Genomic DNA, 17,742 nt, shown 5'->3' with positions numbered 1-17,742 from the left:
CGACCCCCGTCCCGCAGTTCCTCCGACCCCCACCGCCCCAAGCCGGTGGCCGATGCCGGGCCCCGCAAGCAGACGGCCGCGCCACGGCCGCGGGCGGGCGGCAGCCATGGTGTACGGGCCGCGCGGCCGCTCACGGACGGGGACCGGGAGCGGCTGCTGACCGGCTCCCACCACGATCCGCACTCCCTGCTCGGGGCGCACTTGGTCCGGAGCGGTCTCGAGCTGCGCGTACTGCGTCCGTACGCGCAGTCGGTGACCGTGCTCGCCAAGGGGCTGCGCGCCGAGCTGCACGAGGAGGGCGACGGCTTCTTCTCGGGTGTGCTGCCGCTGCGTACCGTCCCCGAGTACCAGCTCCTTGTCACCTACGACGATGACGGCACCGAGATCGAGGTGCAGGATCCGTACCGCTTCCTGCCCTCGCTCGGCGAGCTCGATCTGCATCTGATCGGCGAAGGACGGCACGAGGAGCTGTGGAAGGCGCTCGGCGCGCACCCGATGGCGCACGAGCAGGTCACAGGCACCCGGTTCACGGTGTGGGCGCCGAACGCCCGCGGGGTGCGGGTCGTCGGTGACTTCAACTACTGGGACGGCACCGGGTGTCCGATGCGCTCGCTCGGCTCTTCGGGCGTGTGGGAGCTGTTCCTGCCGGGCGTCGGCGACGGCGCGCTCTACAAGTTCGACATCACCCGCCCGGACGGCTCGCACACCCTGCGGGCCGACCCGATGGCGCGGCGCACGGAGGTACCGCCTGCGAACGCCTCGATCGTGACCGAGTCCCACCATGTGTGGCACGACGAGGAGTGGATGGCGCATCGCGCCGACCGGCCGGTGCACGAGGCGCCGTTCTCCGTCTACGAGGTGCATCTCGCGTCCTGGCGGCCCGGCCTCACCTACCGCCAGCTTGCCGTCCAACTCCCGGCGTACGTCAAGGACTTGGGCTTCACCCATGTGGAGCTGATGCCGGTCGCCGAGCATCCCTTCGGCGGCTCCTGGGGCTATCAGGTCACCGGCTTCTACGCCCCGACCTCCCGGATGGGCACCCCCGACGACTTCCGCCATCTGGTGGACGCCCTGCACCGGGCCGGGATCGGCGTGCTCGTGGACTGGGTGCCTGCGCACTTCCCGAAGGACGACTGGGCGCTCGCCGAGTTCGACGGCCGCACGCTCTACGAGCACGAGGATCCGGCCCGTGCCGCGCACCCCGACTGGGGCACCCTCGAATTCGACTACGGCCGCAAGGAGGTGCGTAACTTCCTGGTCGCCAACGCCACGTACTGGTGCCAGGAGTTCCACATCGACGGGCTGCGGGTGGACGCGGTCGCCTCGATGCTCTATCTCGACTACTCCCGCGAGCAGGGCGAATGGACTCCGAACGAGCACGGCGGCCGGGAGAACCTGGACGCGGTCGCCTTCCTCCAGGAGATGAACGCGACGGTGTACCGGCGCTGCCCCGGCGTCGTCACCGTCGCCGAGGAGTCCACGGCCTGGGACGGCGTCACCCGCGCCACCCACCATGTGGGCCCGGGTGGTTTCGGCGGCCTCGGCTTCGGCCTGAAGTGGAACATGGGCTGGATGCACGACTCGCTGGGCTATGCCACGCACGAGCCGGTGCACCGCAAGTTCCACCACAACGAGATGACGTTCTCGATGGTGTACGCGTACAGCGAGAACTACGTCCTGCCCATCTCGCACGACGAGGTGGTCCACGGCAAGCGGTCGCTGGTCGGCAAGATGCCCGGCGACTGGTGGCAGCAGCGCGCCAACCACCGCGCCTATCTGGGCTTCATGTGGGCGCATCCCGGCAAGCAACTCCTCTTCATGGGCCAGGAGTTCGCCCAGGGCGCGGAGTGGTCGGAGGGCCACGGCCCGGACTGGTGGCTGCTGGATCCCTCGTACGCCGCGGAGGCGGACCACCGCGGCGTACGGGACCTCGTACGCGATCTGAACACCGTGTACGGGGCGACCCCCGCGCTGTGGCAGCAGGACACCGACCCCGTCGGCTTCGCCTGGGTGGACGGCGACGCCGCCGAGGACAATGTCTTCGCCTTCCTGCGCTACGACGCCACGGGCGCGCCGCTGCTCTCCGTCAGCCACTTCTCCCCCGTGGTGCGCCACGAGTACCGCCTGGGCGTGCCGGAAGCGGTCCAGGCATGGACGGAGGTCCTGAACACGGACGCGGCACGCTACGGCGGCAGCGACGTGCTCAACCCGGACCCGCTGAAGCCGGAGTCGGTCCCGTCGCACGGCCGGCCGACCAGCATCCAGCTGACGCTGCCGCCGCTGGCTACGGTGTGGCTGCGGCCGGTCTGACGATTCCGAGCCGCTGGGTTGCCCGGGTGAGCGCCACATAGAGGTCGTTGGGGCTCATCCGGTCGGGGTCGACGACGAGAACGGTGTCGAATTCGAGGCCCTTCGCCTGGCGGGGGTCGATGAGGACGACGGGCCGGGACAGATCCAGCGGCCCGTCGTCGCCGATGTCCGCGAGCCGGGCGTGCAGTTCGCGCGGGGCGATCACCGCGAGCCTGCCCTCCTCCGGGGCCTCGTCGGCGGCGATCCCGGCCACCTCGGCGAGCGGCACGGTGCGTTCCCAGGGCCGTACCCCGGTCGCGCGGATGGAGCGCGGCGGCTCGAAGGCGGGGTCGGTGGCCCGGCGCCGCTCGGCCGCGTACTCCATGATCTCGGCGGGCGTACGGTAGTTGACGCCGAGCCGGGCCAGCTCCCAGCGGTCCTCGACGTACGGAGCGAGGATCTTCTGCCAGGAATCGCATCCGGCCAGGTCGCCGGTCTGCGCCGGGTCGCCGACCAGAGTCATCGAACGGGTGGGACTGCGCCGCATCAGCAGCCGCCAGGCCATGGCCGACAGCTCCTGCGCCTCGTCGACGATGATGTGCCCGAAGGCCCACGTCCGGTCGGCGGCGGCGCGCTCGGCGGCGCTGCGGTGGTCGGCCTCTTCCTGGCGCTCGGCCATGCGCTCGGCGTCGATGATGTCGTGCGCGGCGAGGACCTCGGACTCGTCGTCGTGCTTGTCCTCGAACTCGTAGGTACGAGAGGCGTACGAGACGTCCAGGACGCCCTGTGCGTAGGCGATCTGCAGCGCCCGCTCGGCCTCGGCTGCGGCCTGGGCGGCGGAGTCGTCCTCGCCGAGGAGCTCGGCGGCCTCGTCGAGGAGGGGAACGTCGGCCGCGGTCCAGCCGCCGCCGGTGCGCCGGATCAACTCGGCGTCGTCCTGGGCCAGATGCCTGGGATTCGCGAGATAGTCCGCGAGGAAGTCCTGCGGGGTGAGCGGGGGCCACAGCGACGCGATGGCGGCGTGCACCTCGGCACTGGCGGCGATGCCCTTGCCGAGCTGGGCGATGTCGTCGGGGCCGAGGAAGTTGGGGCCGCCGTAGGGGTCGGCGCCGATCCGGTCGGCGAGCTGGGTGGTCAGGTCGTCGATGATCCGGAAGACGAAGTGCGGGCGCGCCAGATTGTGCGGCAGGCCGGTCTCCCAGGCCTTGTGCCGTGCCTCGACGGCCATGTCCCAGTCGAGCCGCAGTTCCCCGTCGTCGTGCGGGATGACGATCGGCGCGTCCTTCTCGGGCACCTGCTGGCGGTCCCGTACGGCCTCCGCCAGTACACCGGCCATGTCCGCCCGGCCCTTGACGGCCGCGGCGGCGGGGCTGTCCGTGCCGGTGGCTTTGACACCGGGGAACAACTCGCCGACGGTCGCAAGCAGCACGCCCGTCTCACCGAGCGAGGGCAGCACCTCGCCGATGTAGCCGAGGAAGGCGGGGTTGGGCCCGACGATCAGCACGGCACGCTTGGCCAGTTGCTCCCGGTTCGCATACAGCAGATACGCGGCCCGGTGCAGAGCGACCGCGGTCTTCCCGGTCCCCGGCCCGCCCTCGACGACGAGCACTCCGCGCTGGGGGGCGCGGATGATGTGGTCCTGCTCGGCCTGGATGGTCGACACGATGTCGCCCATCCGGCCCGTCCGGGCGCTGTTCAGCGCGGCGAGCAGCACCTCGTCGGCGTCGTGGGACTCGTATCCGGTGCGGGTGGTGTCGGCGAGATCCATGATCTCGTCGTGCAGCGCGGTGACGGTGCGCCCCTGGGTGGTGATGTGCCTCCTGCGGCGCAGACCCATCGGCTCAAATCCGGTCGCGAGATAAAAAGGCCGCGCGACGGGGGCCCTCCAGTCGATCAGCAACGGAGTCCGTTCGGCGTCGTCCCGCCGGATTCCCGTACGCCCGATGTGGTACGTGATGCCGTCGCGCCGGTCGATTCGCCCGAAACACAGCCCGGAGTCGGCGGCATTCAGCGCGGCGAGCGATGCGGAGTGCTCACGCACGCCGACATCGCGCTCCACGCGCGCCTGAAGACCGGTGCTGACCTGGGCGATCGTGGTGCTCATGGCGGCTTCGGCCCCGGCCCTGAGCTGGTCGAGCCGCTCGTGGGCGAGGGAGACGAATTGTTGTTCCTGCCGCAATTCCTCGCTTGACAATTCAGCTCCTGACGCGATACAGTGCCCTTATTCTACTTCTCCGCGTATTCAGTGCGCGTGAACACGGAAACACTTAATATACGCAGAGAAAGACCCCGGCCGTCAATTCGGTTCCGGGGTATTTTTCTGTCCGTGGACATATCGGGGAGCACGGAGGAAGCGGTCGCACTGCTGCGGGAGCACGGCGCCGAGGGGATGCAGCATCCGGGCGGCACGCTGCTGGCGCACCTGGACCGGGTCCGTCAGCGCCTGTCGGAGTGGGGCGCACGGCCGGAACTCCAACTGGCGGGCCTGTGCCATGCGTTCTACGGAACGGACGGCTTCGCGACCAGTCTGCTGCCACTGGAGAGGCGGTCGGAGCTGGCTGCGGTGATCGGCACGGAGGCGGAAGAGCTCGTGTACTTCTACGCGAGCTGCGACCGCGGGGCGTCGTACGCAACGCTCGCGGACGAGGACGCGGCCTTCCGGGACCGCTTCACGGGCGAGACGTACACGCCGCCCCTGCGCCGCCGTCAGGACTTCGCCGAACTGACGGCGGTCAACGAACTCGACCTGGCGCGGGCGGACGCCACGTTCTGGTCCCGGCACGGCGGACCGCTGCTCCGGCTGTTCACGCGGTGGCAGCCGCTGCTGAGCGAGGCCGCGTGGGCCGACGCGCGTGAAGTGCTGGTCCCGCGCGGCGAGTAGCGCGGAACACCGTGACGGACAGGACCTAGATCACGTCCTCCAGCTCCTGGAGGAGCCTGCGCTTGGGGCGGGCGCCCACCATCGACTTCAGCGGTTCGCCCTCGCGGAACACCATCAGCGTCGGCATCGACAGCACGGCGTACCGCGTCGTGATCTCCGGGTTGGTGTCCACGTCGAGCTGGACCACCTTGAGCCGGTCGGCCTCCTCGCTCGCCAGGGCGCTCAGCACCGGGGCGAGTTGGCGGCATGGGCCGCACCAGTCCGCGGTGAACTCCACCAGGACCGGGCGGTCGGCCCCCAGGACCTCCTCGTCGAAGTCGGCGTCCGTCACTTCGGCGACGCCTGCTGCGTGGATCATTCGTCTTCCCCTCCGTCGGTCACATGGGTCAGCTCACAAAGCGGCTCGGGCCCGCCCGGCAGCTCCGCCTCGGCACGCGCGAGCTGCGCGGCCACCTGGGCGCGTACCGACTGGACCTGCTCGATGAGCGTGTCCAGCTCGCCGAGCTTGGCGCGGTACACGGCGATCGAGGCGGGGCACGAGTCCCCCGCCGGGTGCCCGGCGCGCAGGCACTCGACGAACGGCCGTGTCTCCTCCAGGTCGAACCCGAAGTCCTGCAAGGTCCGGATCTGTTGGAGCAGCCGCAGGTCGTCCTCGTCGTACGTGCGGTAGCCGTTCACCGCGCGCCGGGCGGGCAGGAGCCCGCGGGACTCGTAGTAGCGCAGGGTGCGGGTGGTGGTTCCCGCCCGCTCCGCGAGCTCGCCGATTCGCATGTCCTCGACCGTAAGCCTTGACGTCGGCGTCAAGGCAACGGGAGCGGCTCCTTCTTCGTCGAGGTGCCGGCCAGGGTTGGCGGCAGATAGACGCGGTAGGTTTCACGGCCGCGTACGTGAGGCAAGGCCGTCGCCCGCCACATGCGCGCGTACGGCGGAGGCGCGCTGCCGCCCGCCACGACGACGGCCACGGGCATGCGGCGGGCAGCGGCTTCGATTCCGGCGGGCGTGATGCTGGCGTCGTGGCCGGTGGGCTGGCGTGAGGCGCACCCCGCGTAATAGGCGATGGGGACGGCGTCGTGACCACTGACCATGCAGGGCGGTCGTACGCCCAGCCGGTGCAGCCCGGCGGCGGTCGCCGAGTACTGGGCACGCAAGGTGCGATTGACGTCCAGCATGTGGCGGAGCACCCCGTACTGAACCGCGAGGTGGCAGGTGAGGGCCAGGACGAGGACTCCGGCGCCGACCGGCCTAAGTGACGGCCGGATGGCGGTGAACAGGAAGACGACCAGGAAGGCGAGGCACTCGGCCACCGGGAGCGCCAGGAGCGCGTAGGCGGGAAGGAGGAAACGCGGCGCGGCGTAGTCGATGAGGAAGAGGTACGGCAGCGCGAGCGATGCCGCGGTACAGGTCGCCAGCACCGCGGCCGGGCCTCGGTGCGTGCGTGAGCCGAGGTGCGTACCCGGGACCGGGCGCGCGCGGGAGCCCAGGTGGGTACCTGGGAGCAGGCGCGTGCGTGAGCCCAGGTGTGCGCGGAAGGCCGCCGCGATGCCCACCGCCGTGAGTACCGGCAGCGCGAACCACCACGCAGCGGCCACCGGGTGCTTCCAGGGCACGTCGCACGGGCGGCACAGCGAACGTCCGTCCAGGGCCCGCACCTGGTCGTCCACGGCCATGTGCCAGCCCAGGCCGCCCTGGATCTCGCCGGCCCGGTGGATCCGGGCGCTCAGACCGCCGTAGTGCGCGTACGCCTCGACGACCCAGGGCGCGGCCCCGGTCAGTAACCCGATCACGACCGCGGCGAACACCGCCGGACGGCGCCACCCCGGAACCAGCAGGGCCGACGCGGCCAGCGGCAGCGCCAGCCACAGCCCGTCGGCAGGGCGCATGAGCACAACGACGGCAACAGCGGACCCGACACCGATGACCGCCCGGCGTTCCACGGGACGGGGCACGGCGCGGAGGAACCAGCCGGCGGCGGCCAGTGCCCCGAGCGCACACCACAGGTTGGGCATCGCCTGGGGGCCGTAGAACAGAGTGATCCACAGGCTGGAGAACAGTGCACCCGCGCAGGCGAGCACGGGGACGGGCAGCAGCCTGCGCCAGATCCACAAGCAGACGAACAGCCCGCCGCCGGACAGCAGGGCAAGGTAGACCCGGATCGCGGTGGTGGAGGCGGTCAGGGCTGCCACCGGAGCGACGAGGTAGGAAATCCCCCGCGCGCGCGGCGCGCTGAAGTACGCGGGCGGGGCGTTCCCTCCGACTTGGCTGACGTAGACGGTCTCGTCCCAGCCGAGCCCTGAGCCGGGAACCACCAGGATCAGCTGAGCGGCGGTGAAAACCACCGCGACTGTCAGCAGCCACGGGAGCGGACGGCCGACTGCGGTCCTCCGGGGCTGGTCCCACAAGGGGTACAGCACCGAGTCCAGCGCCAGGCGTCCTTGCATGATCAGTCCTCGCCGAGAGCCCAGGGCCGGGAGTTGGTACGCCGGTAACACTGCGGCGGGGGTGGGGAGCGGGCAACTGGGAAGGCCATTCGGCGTAAGTGCGCAGGACTACCCGGTGACCGGCTCGGTGACCGGCTCGGTGACCGGCTCGGTGACCGCCTCGTACGTGCTCGCCCAGTCGTGGGAGCCGTGGCCCTTCGCAATCGCCCGGTCGGCGACGGACTTGACGGCCTCCAACTGGGAGACGTCGAGCCCGCGGGTCCGCGCCGCGTGCAGGATGTGCTCGACCCCCGCGGCCATCATGCCGAGGTTGGCCTGCGCCCCCGGGTAACTGCCCGCGTCGATGTTGGCCGCCGTGTACTCCGCGATCGGCGGCAGGATCTGGACGATGGTGCTCAGATACGGGGCGATGTCGGCGGCCTTGACCCCGTCGGCCGTGGCCAGCGCGTACGCGTGGACCAGGCCGGAGATGCTGCCGTAGAAGAAGTCGAGCAGCGAGAGGTCGTAGAGCGCAGCGAGTCCGGGGTCCGTGCCGACGAAGGCGGCTTTGCCGCCCAGCGCCTTCAGTGTGGGCTCGTAGCGCTCGAACGCCTCCTGTGAGCCGGAGTAGAAGAGCAGGGCGTCGGGCGAGCCGATGAGCGGGGTCGGCACCATGACCGCGCCGTCGAGGTAGGCGATGCCGTGCGTGTCCGCCCAGGCGGCCGCCTCGCGGGAGCGCTCGGGGGTGTCCGAGGTGAGGTTGACCAGAACGCGGTCCGCGAGGGCGTTGGCGAGCGGGGCGAGGATCGCGACGGAGGCGTCGTAGTCGACGACGCAGACGACGATCAACTCGCTTGCACGTATGGCCTCTTCGGCGGTCGCGGCGCGGACCGCGCCGCGTGCCACAAGGTCATCGCCCTTGCCCTGAGAGCGATTCCAGATCGTGGTGGGGTGGCCCGCGCCGATGAGGGCGCCGGCGAGGGCCTGGCCCATGGCGCCGAGGCCGAGGACGGTGACGGAAGGGAGCGGGGTGTTCGTGGTGGACATGGCCGCCATGCTTGTTCGCCCGCACACTCACCCACAAGTACCGACAAATAAGTCAGGTACTCACCAACAGGTAACCATCTAGGGCCTGATCCGAACGACAGGCCCTAGGTCAGTGGGGTGGGAGCAGTGGCTTCCGTTCCAGCGGCGACGTCAGCACGATCGATGTCGTCGTACGTCCCAGCGCCGAGGTCTGCTCCAGTACGTCTTCGAGATGGACGGTGTCGGTCACCGCGACCTTGATGATCCAGCAGTCCTCGCCCACGACATGGTGCGCCTCGATCACCTCTGGGCGGGCCAGCAGCTCCAGAGTCCTCGGGTGCTTCAGGTTGTAGCCGCCGTGGGGATTGACGCGGATGAAGGCCTGGATGCCGAAGCCCAGGCGGGCCGGTGAGACATGCGCGCCGTATCCGGTGATCGCGCCGCAGGCCTCCAGCCGGCGGACCCGTTCCGTCACCGCCGCCGGGCTCAGCCGGACGCGGCGGCCGAGCTCGCTGAGTTTGATCCGGCCGTCGGTCTGGACGAGCTCCAGGATCTGCCGGTCGACAGGGTCGAAGGCGGCCGCCGAGGTTTCGCTGGTGGCGGGACGCAGATGCCGTGGTTCTTTCGGCAGAGCGGCCGGATCTCCCATGACTCCCCCTTCAGGATGTGGTTCGTAAACGTAACACTTGACGTACGACGAGAGGGAGTTGGGAATGCGCGAGATATGCGTCATCGGCGGCAACCGCTATTTCGGAAAGCGGCTGATCAAGCGGCTGCTGGATACGGGCGACCGGGTGACGGTCATCAATCGCGGGTCCTCCACCCCGCCCGAGACGGTTGTCCATCTGATCGCGGACCGCGACGACGAGGATTCGCTGCGGGCGGCGCTCGGTTCGCGTACTTTCGATGTCGTTTTCGACCAGGTCTGCTATACACCGCGGCAGGCGGAGATCGCCCGGCGGGTTTTCGCGGGCCGTACCCGGCGCTTTGTGATGACCTCCACGGTCGAGGTGTACGAGTACGAGCACTCCACCGCCCTGGTGCGCGAGGAGGCGGTCGACCCGCTGACGGTGCAGGTGGATCTGCACGCACCCTGGGACGATGCGGAGTTCCGTGATGCGCACTACGGCGAGGGGAAGCGGCAGGCGGAGGCGGTCCTCGCTCGGGATCCTGCGTTTCCGTTTGTGTCGGTACGGGTGGCGCATGTGCTGGGCGGGGACGACGACTTCACCGGGCGCGTGGACCACTACGCCCGCCGGATCCGGGCGGGCGAGCCGATCGCCGTGCCCGCCGAGAATCATCCGGCGACGTATGTGTACGTCGAGGAGATCGCCGATTTCCTGGCGTGGACAGCCGGCCAGGAATTCACAGGACCGGTGAATGCGAATGCGTACGGAACGCTCACGACGGACGACATCTGCGCGGCGATAGAGCACGAGGTGGGAGGAACGGCGGAATTCCTTCCGGTCGAGGTGGGTGCGACCTCGCCGTTCTCCTTCGCGCGCTCGTACGCAATGGACAACTCGCGGGCAGCGGAGCTCGGTTACACATTCCTCCACTCCTCGGAATGGCTGCGGGACGCCGTCGCGGAGACCCTTGGCTTCGGCAAGGAGGTCCGGTAATGCGGTACCGCGCACTCGGTGATCTTCAGGTGAGCGCGATCGGGCTCGGCGCGATGCCGCTGTCCATCGAGGGGCACCCCGATGAGCGACAGGCCCTGGCCACGGTGCATGCCGCGCTCGACGCGGGCGTGACGCTGATCGACACGGCCGATTCGTACTACGCCCCGGGCGGCGAGCCGGGTCCGGGCGAACTGCTCGTCGCCCGCGCGCTCGCCCTGTACAGGGGCGACACGGACGCCGTCCTGGTCGCCACGAAGGGCGGCCGCGGCCGGACGCCCGACGGCGACTGGACGGTCGACGGGGACCCGCGCCATCTGAAGCGGGCCGCCAGAAATTCGCTGGCCAGGCTGGGCGTCGAGACGATCGGCCTCTACCAACTGCACAAGCCGGACCCGGCCGTCCCCTTCGCCGACTCGCTGGGAGCGTTCCACGACCTCCTGGAGGAGGGCACGATCCGGCTGGCCGGGATCTCCAATGTGAACGCGGACCAGATCCGCCTGGCCCGCCGGATGCTGGGCGACCGCCTTGTCTCGGTCCAGAACCGCTACTCCCCGGCGGTGCGCGACAGCGAGGCCGAGCTGCTGCTCTGCGCGGAGCTGGGCATCGCCTTCCTGCCATGGGGCCCGCTCGGCGGCATCTCCCGCAGCTCCCTGGACGGCCCCTCGGGCGGCCCGTCCACCCCGGGCCCGTACGCCGCCTTCCACCAGGTGGCACGCGATCACGGCGCGAGCCCCCAACAGGTCGCCCTCGCCTGGCTGCTGGCCCGGTCTCCCTCGGTGATCCCGATCCCGGGGTCGAGCCGCCCCGAGAGCATCCGCGACTCGGCGGCGGCCGCGGACCTGGTCCTGAGCGAGTCGGAACTGACGGTCCTGGACGCCTCGGGCGAGGGCCCGCGCAACTCACCGGATGAACAGCTTCCGGTCGGGAGCTGAGCCCGACCCCCTCCCATCAGGCACGTAACCCAAGTGGGTTCTGCATTCAGGAAGTTAAGGGTGTGCAGCCATTGACGCCCGCACTGTCTACATCTACAAAACTCTCTGAGAGCGCTCTCAATGACCCGTGGCACCACCCTCCCGGAGGTGTTCCTTGAGCACGAGCCGCATCAGACGCACCCCCCTGTTCACCGTGATCGTCGCCCTTGCCGTCGCCCTCGCCGGCTTTATCGCCGTCACCGGCGCCGGGCAGGCGCGCGGCGACGTACCCCCGACGCCCGGCTGGAATCTCCAGTGGAGCGACGACTTCAACGGCGCCAACCGCACCCTGCCCTCGGCTGCCAACTGGCAGATCGACCTCGGCCACGCCTACCCCAACGGGCCCGGAAACTGGGGCACCGGAGAGATCCAGAACTACACCAACAACCCCGACAACCTCTCCCTCGACGGCGGCGGCAACCTCCGTATCACCCCGCTCCGCGACGGCGCGGGCAACTGGAGCTCCGGTCGGATCGAGACCAAGCGCGCCGACTTCAAGGCCCCGGCCGGTGGCACCCTGCGTATCGAGGGCCGGATCCAGATGCCCAATGTCACCGGCCAGGCCGCACTCGGCTACTGGCCCGCGTTCTGGGCCCTCGGCTCCCCCTATCGCGGCAACTACTGGAACTGGCCGTCCATCGGTGAGTTCGACATCATGGAGAACGTCAACGGGATCAACTCCGTCTGGGGCGTGCTCCACTGCGGCGTCAACCCCGGCGGCCCCTGCAACGAGACCAGCGGCGTCGCCAACAACCGCGCCTGCCCCGGGGCCAGTTGCCAGTCCGCCTTCCACACCTACCGCTTCGAGTGGGACCGCTCCGCCTCCCCCAATGAGCTGCGCTGGTACGTGGACGGCCAGCTCTTCCACAGCGTCGCCGAGAACCGCGTGGACGCCGGGACCTGGGCGAACATGACCAACCACGCGGGCTACTTCGTCCTGCTCAATGTCGCGATCGGCGGCGCGTTCCCCGACGCGCTGGCGGGCAAGACGCCCACCGCCGCGACCGTCCCCGGACGCCCGATGCTCGTCGACTACATCGCCGTCTGGACCAAGGGCGCCGGAGGCCCCACCACCCCGCCCACCACGGAACCGCCCACCACCCCGCCGCCGTCCGGCTCCTCGCAGCTGTATCTGCGTACGGGAGGCGGCGCGGGCGATCCGGCGGCATCGGCCGCCTCGGTGAGCCTGGCCTCGGCGGGCGGCGCCAACTACGACGGCACCCCGCACAACCCGCAGGTCTTCACCTCGACCGGGATCACCCGGAAGTACAACGGCGGCTCGACCCAGTTCGACCTCTTCGTCGACGCGGGCTCCACGGTCGCCAACGGCCAGCAGATCAGGGTGAGTTACGACCGTAAGGGCGACGGCACCTGGGACCGGACGGAGACGTACAGCTACTTCGCCACCGATCCCGTCACGGGCTACGAGCACTACACCCAGGCCAGAGGACTCAAGTCGGCCACCGGATCGCTCGGCGACCTGGCAGGCGGCAAGGTGCAGGTCGAGGTCTGGAACGCCATCGGCAACGGCGCCAGCACGGTCGGCGTCGGCAACCAGTCCGTCGTACGCATCCCCTTCGACTGAACCGACCAGGAGGACCCGACCATGCTCCGTCGACTGCTCGCGAGCACCGCTGCCGTGATCTTCCTGGTCACGGCGGGCTGGTTGACCACGAGAGGCACCGATTTACCGGCCCCCGATGCCGCCCCGCGCCACACAGGGCACAGCGGGCACTCAGGGCACGCGTACACCTTCACCGCTGAACAGGCCGCCGCGATCGTCGCCCAGGCGGCGGCCCCGGTGCGCGGAAGCGAATTCCGCGCGGACTGCCTCTCCAGCCACCGCAAGGGCGACGACCCGATCGTCTTCCCCGGCCAGGCGGGTCGCTCGCACATCCATGAGTTCTACGGAAACCGCACGGCCAACGCTTCCTCGACGCTCCAGTCGCTGGCCGCCGGCACCACCAACTGCACGCCCGCCGTGGACCTCTCCTCGTACTGGACGCCCACCCTCTACAAGAACGGAGCCCCCGTGGCCCCCGAGCGGGTCACCGTCTACTACCAGGGCATCACCGATCACACCAGGGCCGTGGCCCACCCGCGCGGTCTGCGGTACGTCGTCGGCAACGCCCTGGCCGCCAACCCCGACCAGAACCCCGCCGCGCGCTGGTCGTGCGTGGGCCGGCCCGAGTCCAGCCGGGACTTCATCAACTGCCCGCCCGGCACCAAGCTGGAGAACTATCTGGACTTCCCCACCTGCTGGGACGGGAAGAACCTGGACAGCGCCAACCACCGGGACCATATGGCGTACGCGGTGGGGCAGACCTGTCCCGCCTCGCACCCCGTGGTCGTACCGCGCCTCGAGCTGCTGATCACCTGGCCGGTGAACGGCGGCGGGCTGACGCTCGCCGGCACCAGGAACGGTGTCAACGTCACCGATCAGCCCGGCTACACCTTCCACGGCGACTTCTTCAACGCCTGGGACGACGGTGAGCTGAAGCGCCGGGTGGCCAACTGCATTGTCGCGGGATACGTCTGCGGGACGGACGGCAATCCGATCCAGCAGTGACGGGCCGGCAGTGATTACTCCGGTCGTACCTCCGGGTCCGGGACGCCCAGCAGCCTGCGGGTCAGGGCGTCCCGGTCAGTCCGCGAAACGGCGAACGTAGCGGCGCTGCCAGGGGGTTTCGACGGCGCGGGGATCGTAGTTCCGGCGTACGAAGTCCACCGCCAGCTCGGCCTGCACCCCGTCGAGAACGGCGATACACGCCAGCGCCGTGCCGGTGCGCCCGCGGCCGCCGCCGCAGGCGACCTCGACGCGTTCCTCCGCGGCCCGCTCCCATGCCTCGCCGAGAACGGCACGGGCATCGGCCGGGCTGCTCGGCAGCCGGAAGTCCGGCCAGCGCAGCCAGCGGGCTTCCCAGTCGACCTCGGGCGGCTGCTTCCCGAGCAGATGGACGCCGTACGCGGGCAGCGGCCCGTCAGGAAGGGGGCGCCGAAGGCCACGCCCCCGAACGAGCCGCCCGGAGGGAAGCCGAAGAACACCGGGATCGGCCGGCTGCCAGGTCTCGCTCACCTGCCTCACCGTATGCGCTGCCGCCCGGTGTTGGCCGGCCATACGGCAGAGCAGGGACCGGCGCCCCGAGCGCGCCGGCCCCTGCTCCTGTCGGACCTGAAGGTCATGCCCTTGGAATGTCAGGCCCTCATAAAAGCCACGCCCTCATGAATGGCGGGCCTTCAGACCTTCACCGGCACCCCGTCGTCCTCGCGCGGCTCCGGCACCTCGGCGCCGGCCTCCGGCGCCGCGTCGCCGCGGGTGTCGTCGAGCAGGGTCTTCTCGTCGAACGGGAACCGTCCGGCCAGCACCTCGTCGACCCGGGACTTGTCGATCTCCTTCGTCCATGTCCCGACCAGCACCGTCGCCACCGCGTTGCCCGCGAAGTTGGTCAGGGCGCGCGCCTCGCTCATGAAGCGGTCGATGCCGACGATCAGGCCGACGCCGTCGACCAGTTCGGGCCGGTGCGACTGCAGTCCGCCCGCCAGCGTCGCCAGGCCCGCGCCGGTGACGCCCGCCGCGCCCTTGGAGGCGACGAAGAGGAAGAGCAGGAGCGCGATCTGCTCCCCGATCGACATGGGGTTGCCCATCGCGTCGGCGATGAAGAGCGAGGCCATGGTCATGTAGATCATGGTGCCGTCGAGGTTGAAGGAGTAGCCGGTCGGAACGGTGATGCCGACCACCGGCTTGCTCACGCCCAGGTGCTCCATCTTCGCGATGAGCCGCGGGAGCGCGGACTCGGACGAGGAGGTGGAAAGGATCAGCAGGAACTCGCGGCCCAGGTACTTGAAGAGCGTGAAGATGTTGAGACCCGCGACCACCCGGAGCAGCGTGCCGAGCACGATGAAGACGAAGAGGAAGCAGGTCACGTAGAAGCCGAGCATCAGCACGGCCAGGCTCTTGAGAGCGTCCAGACCGGCCGACCCGGTCACGGCGGCGATCGCGCCGAAGGCACCGATCGGCGCGGCCCACATCACCATGGCAAGGATGCGGAAGACGAGCCGCTGGATGTGCTCGACACCGCGGAGCACCGGCTGACCGGCCGAGCCCATTGCCTGCAGCGCGAAACCGGCGAGCAGTGCGACGAGGAGTGTCTGCAGGACCTCGCCCTCGGTGAAGGCGGAGATGATCGTGGTCGGGATGATCCCGAGCAGGAATTCGGTCGTGTCCTTGGCCTCCGCCGAGACCTGGCTCTGGCCCGCGTCTTTGACGGCGTCGGTCAGCGCCAGGCCCTCACCGGGCTGAAGGATGTTGCCGACGACCAGTCCGATGCCGAGCGCAACCATCGACATGACCAGGAAGTAGCCCAGCGCTATGCCACCGACGGCGCCGACCTTGGCGGCCTTGCGTACCGAACCGATACCCAGCACGATCGTGCAAAAGATGATCGGCGAGATCATCATCTTGATCAGGTTCACAAAGCCGGTACCCAGCGGCTTGAGCTCGACGGCGAACTCAGGGGCTGCCAGGCCCACGACGATGCCCAGCACCACCGCGATGATCACGGCGAAATAGAGATAGTGCGTACGGTCCCGCCTGACGGCTCCAGTAGCCACGGGGTCCTCCTTGTTCAGGTTCATCCATGTCCCTATGGATGCCGTGACTATCGCCCACCCTGTGACCCCGGTCACCCTTACGTTCGTTTCGTTCACACAAAATCGGCCAGGCAGACTTACTCCATGCGCATACCCCGTCCACGCAGCCTCGCAGGCCAGCTCTTCGCGATGCAGGTCGTGCTGGTCGCTGCGATCGTGGCGGGCTGCGCCCTCTTCACGTACGTCACCGACCGCTCCCAGGCGGAGGAGACCGCGCGCCGCCAGTCCAGGGCCGCCGCCACCGCCGTCGCACGGTCGCCCTCGGTGATCGCGGCAGCGCGCTCCGTGCATCCGACGGAGCAGCTCCAGCCGTACACGGAACGGCTGCGCCGCGACGCGGGCGTCAACTTCGTCGTGATCATGGCTCCGGACGGCACCCGGTGGACGCACCCGGAGCCGGGCGAGATCGGCAAGAAGTACCTGGGCAGCATCGACGAGGCGCTCAAGGGCAAGATCTACAGCGAGAAGCACCTGGGCACGCTCGGGCCTTCCGTACGGACAGTGGCGCCCGTGTACGACAACGGGAAGATCACCGGGCTCGTCAGCGCGGGCATCACCATCCAGAAGATCAGCGAGCAGGTGAGCAAGCAGGTCGCCGGGCTGCTCGGGGTCGCGGGCCTGGCACTCGCGCTGGGCGGCCTCGGTACGTACGTGATCAACGCGCGGCTGCGGCGGCATACGCACGGCATGAACGCGGCCGAGCTGAGCCGCATGCACGACTACCACGAGGCCGCGCTGCACGCCGTGCGCGAGGGGCTGGTCATGCTCGACGGCCGGCGACGGATCGCGCTGGTCAACGACGGGGCCCGGGAGCTGCTGGGGCTCGACGAGGACGTGGTCGGCCGGTCCGTGGACAGCCTCGGCCTGCCCGCCCCGCTCACCGGCGCGCTGCTGTCGGCCGAGCCGAGGGTCGACGAGGTCCATCTGACCGCGGACCGGGTCATCGTCGTGAACACCAGCCCGGTCGTCGGCGGCGAGCAGCGCGGAACGGTGGTCACGCTGCGGGACCACACCGAACTCCAGGCGCTCTCGGGCGAGTTGGACTCCGAGCGCGGCTTCACGCAGGCACTGCGCTCGCAGGCGCACGAGGCGGCCAACCGCCTCCATACGGTCGTCTCGCTCATCGAACTCGGCCGCGCGGACGAAGCGGTCGACTTCGCCACGGCGGAGCTGGAGCTGGCGCAGGCCCTGACCGACCGCGTCGTCGGCTCGGTCGGCGAGCCGGTGCTGGCCGCGCTGCTGCTGGGCAAGGCGGCGCAGGCGAACGAGCGGGGCGTCGAGCTGGTCCTCGCGGAGGACAGCCGTATCGACGACGGTCTGCTGCCGCCGTCGCTTCCGGCGCGCGACCTGGTGACGATCCTGGGCAACCTGATCGACAACGCGGTCGACGCGGCGTCGGAGGCCGCCTCCGCGCGGCCGCAGCGGGCCCGGGTCACGGTCACCGCGCGGGCGGATCACGACGAACTGCTGCTGCGGGTCGCCGACACCGGCGCGGGAGTCGACCCGGCGGCCGCGGACGAGGTCTTCCGCCGCGGCTGGTCCACACACGGCGCGGGTCGCGGCCTGGGCCTTGCCCTGGTCAAACAGGCGGCACACCGCAGCCGCGGCACGGTGCTGCTGGCCGAGGGCCCGGACGGCGGCGCGGAGTTCACCGTACGCCTGCCGCTGCGACCGGCGGAGGTCCGCGCATGAGCCAGGACGCGCCTGCGGCGGGCTTTGTCCCCTCCCCGCCCTCCCCCAGACTCCGTCCGGGGGGACCCCCAACCTCGCCGCGCCTCAAACGCCGGCGGGCGTCCCAGGCACGGGCGTTGAGCGAGGTCGCACGCGTACAGGAATACGCGGGGCGGCCGGAGGAATCCCTGCACACCTGCCGCGAGGCGGTGGAG

General features: G+C 70.0%; 15 protein-coding genes. 7 read left to right on the top strand and 8 right to left on the bottom strand.

The annotated features are described in order from the left end of the window. Positions 1 to 45 precede the first annotated feature (45 nt). Entirely contained in the window at positions 46 to 2,310 is a 2,265-nt protein-coding gene (gene glgB, locus ABZS64_RS16570) for a 1,4-alpha-glucan branching enzyme (RefSeq protein WP_355829634.1), read from the top strand. Here the strand turns inward: glgB and ABZS64_RS16565 are convergent. Then, complete coding sequence (locus ABZS64_RS16565; protein WP_355829312.1) at positions 2,285 to 4,483, bottom strand: UvrD-helicase domain-containing protein; 2,199 nt, start codon at positions 4,481 to 4,483, stop codon at positions 2,285 to 2,287. The genes glgB and ABZS64_RS16565 overlap by 26 nt on opposite strands. Before the next feature lie 132 nt (positions 4,484 to 4,615). Here ABZS64_RS16565 and ABZS64_RS16560 point away from each other — a divergent pair, with 132 nt between their 5' ends. Further along, positions 4,616 to 5,170 carry a DUF6817 domain-containing protein gene (locus tag ABZS64_RS16560; RefSeq protein ID WP_355829310.1) on the top strand — a complete coding sequence of 185 codons (555 nt, stop codon included), beginning with the start codon at positions 4,616 to 4,618 and terminating at the stop codon, positions 5,168 to 5,170. 25 nt (positions 5,171 to 5,195) lie between these two features. Here ABZS64_RS16560 and trxA read toward each other — a convergent pair whose 3' ends face one another. The 5 genes from trxA to ABZS64_RS16535 all read right to left on the bottom strand — a co-directional run bounded on the left by trxA (position 5,196) and on the right by ABZS64_RS16535 (position 9,262). Then, positions 5,196 to 5,528, bottom strand: coding sequence for a thioredoxin (gene trxA / locus ABZS64_RS16555; protein ID WP_355829307.1), 333 nt, complete (start codon positions 5,526 to 5,528; stop codon positions 5,196 to 5,198). After that, positions 5,525 to 5,941 carry a MerR family transcriptional regulator gene (locus ABZS64_RS16550; RefSeq protein ID WP_355829304.1) on the bottom strand — a complete coding sequence of 139 codons (417 nt, stop codon included), beginning with the start codon at positions 5,939 to 5,941 and terminating at the stop codon, positions 5,525 to 5,527. The genes trxA and ABZS64_RS16550 overlap by 4 nt, the downstream gene beginning before the upstream one ends. 29 nt (positions 5,942 to 5,970) lie before the next feature. Further along, positions 5,971 to 7,608 (bottom strand): hypothetical protein, encoded by a 1,638-nt coding sequence (locus ABZS64_RS16545; protein WP_355829301.1) that lies wholly within the window; start codon positions 7,606 to 7,608, stop codon positions 5,971 to 5,973. 108 nt (positions 7,609 to 7,716) lie between these two features. Beyond that, positions 7,717 to 8,643 carry an NAD(P)-binding domain-containing protein gene (locus ABZS64_RS16540; RefSeq protein WP_355829298.1) on the bottom strand — a complete coding sequence of 309 codons (927 nt, stop codon included), beginning with the start codon at positions 8,641 to 8,643 and terminating at the stop codon, positions 7,717 to 7,719. A gap of 100 nt (positions 8,644 to 8,743) precedes the next feature. Then, positions 8,744 to 9,262, bottom strand: coding sequence for an Lrp/AsnC family transcriptional regulator (locus ABZS64_RS16535; protein ID WP_355829296.1), 519 nt, complete (start codon positions 9,260 to 9,262; stop codon positions 8,744 to 8,746). A 64-nt stretch (positions 9,263 to 9,326) separates the two neighbouring features. On the opposite strand from ABZS64_RS16535, the gene ABZS64_RS16530 reads away from it, so the two are divergent. The 4 genes from ABZS64_RS16530 to ABZS64_RS16515 all read left to right on the top strand — a co-directional run bounded on the left by ABZS64_RS16530 (position 9,327) and on the right by ABZS64_RS16515 (position 13,775). After that, positions 9,327 to 10,235, top strand: a complete 909-nt coding sequence (locus ABZS64_RS16530; protein WP_355829293.1) for an NAD-dependent epimerase/dehydratase family protein — start codon at positions 9,327 to 9,329, stop codon at positions 10,233 to 10,235. Next, positions 10,235 to 11,167, top strand: a complete 933-nt coding sequence (locus ABZS64_RS16525) for an aldo/keto reductase (protein ID WP_355829290.1) — start codon at positions 10,235 to 10,237, stop codon at positions 11,165 to 11,167. Before ABZS64_RS16530 ends, ABZS64_RS16525 begins: the two co-directional genes overlap by 1 nt. 193 nt (positions 11,168 to 11,360) lie before the next feature. Continuing rightward, a complete protein-coding gene (locus ABZS64_RS16520) occupies positions 11,361 to 12,791 on the top strand; it encodes a glycoside hydrolase family 16 protein (protein WP_355829631.1) in 1,431 nt (476 codons plus the stop codon). A 21-nt stretch (positions 12,792 to 12,812) separates the two neighbouring features. Then, positions 12,813 to 13,775, top strand: coding sequence for a DUF1996 domain-containing protein (locus ABZS64_RS16515; RefSeq protein ID WP_355829287.1), 963 nt, complete (start codon positions 12,813 to 12,815; stop codon positions 13,773 to 13,775). Between the two features lie 75 nt (positions 13,776 to 13,850). Here ABZS64_RS16515 and ABZS64_RS16510 read toward each other — a convergent pair whose 3' ends face one another. Both ABZS64_RS16510 and ABZS64_RS16505 read right to left on the bottom strand, forming a co-directional pair. After that, complete coding sequence (locus tag ABZS64_RS16510; protein ID WP_355829284.1) at positions 13,851 to 14,282, bottom strand: protein-tyrosine phosphatase family protein; 432 nt, start codon at positions 14,280 to 14,282, stop codon at positions 13,851 to 13,853. Between the two features lie 161 nt (positions 14,283 to 14,443). Continuing rightward, positions 14,444 to 15,817: a cation:dicarboxylase symporter family transporter gene (locus ABZS64_RS16505; RefSeq protein ID WP_355829281.1), complete on the bottom strand. Its 1,374-nt coding sequence runs from the start codon at positions 15,815 to 15,817 to the stop codon at positions 14,444 to 14,446. A 123-nt stretch (positions 15,818 to 15,940) separates the two neighbouring features. On the opposite strand from ABZS64_RS16505, the gene ABZS64_RS16500 reads away from it, so the two are divergent. Then, complete coding sequence (locus tag ABZS64_RS16500) at positions 15,941 to 17,548, top strand: sensor histidine kinase (RefSeq protein ID WP_355829279.1); 1,608 nt, start codon at positions 15,941 to 15,943, stop codon at positions 17,546 to 17,548. Positions 17,549 to 17,742 lie beyond the last annotated feature (194 nt).

Source organism: Streptomyces sp. NPDC005408, from assembly GCF_040606445.1.
GTDB lineage: Bacteria > Actinomycetota > Actinomycetes > Streptomycetales > Streptomycetaceae > Streptomyces.
The sequence above is the reverse complement of the archived record's forward strand: the minus strand, read 5'-3'. Positions and strand labels throughout refer to the sequence as shown.